The sequence below is a fragment of the Xanthomonas pisi DSM 18956 genome (genome assembly GCF_001010415.1).
Taxonomy (GTDB): Bacteria; Pseudomonadota; Gammaproteobacteria; order Xanthomonadales; family Xanthomonadaceae; genus Xanthomonas; species Xanthomonas pisi.
Genome location: NZ_JPLE01000275.1, coordinates 1 through 386 on the forward strand (window position 1 = coordinate 1; position 386 = coordinate 386).

At 48.7% G+C, this 386-nt stretch carries 2 protein-coding genes; both read left to right on the forward strand.

Annotated features, from left to right (window positions below):
* Positions 1 to 55: 55 nt before the first annotated feature.
* Positions 56 to 139, forward strand: a complete 84-nt coding sequence (locus Y887_RS21615) for a DUF2740 family protein (RefSeq protein WP_425476745.1) — start codon at positions 56 to 58, stop codon at positions 137 to 139.
* On the forward strand, positions 132 to 386 hold a 255-nt coding region (locus tag Y887_RS19790), incomplete at its 3' end, for a hypothetical protein (RefSeq protein WP_046965656.1). The genes Y887_RS21615 and Y887_RS19790, both read left to right, overlap by 8 nt.

Genomic DNA, 386 nt, shown 5'->3' on the forward strand with positions numbered 1-386 from the left:
ACAACTCAGTCCTTACCAGGACAAAATTCACAAACACATACTACGTGATCGCTTCCTGTCCAGCTTCAAGCAGCCTGGCCGATTCCGGGCTGAGTTGGAAAAAGTGAAGCTGATGCAGAAGGAGAAAGGTCATGAGTAACATATCTAATCTAGCCGAAGCCAGAGAGGCCAGAAGGCTACAACAACCGCATCAAAGCAGCGGTAAGGGGTATGCCTTGCTGCACCGTAAAATTATGGATGTGCCGTTTTACAAGGACGCAGAAGCTGCGCATCTGTGGGTTCACTTAATCCTCAAAGCAAAGCATACGCCTGAGTATGTAATGACTGACGCAGGAGAAATTCTGGTAGGCAGAGGGAAGCTACTTGGCGGTAGAAACTCTCTGGAG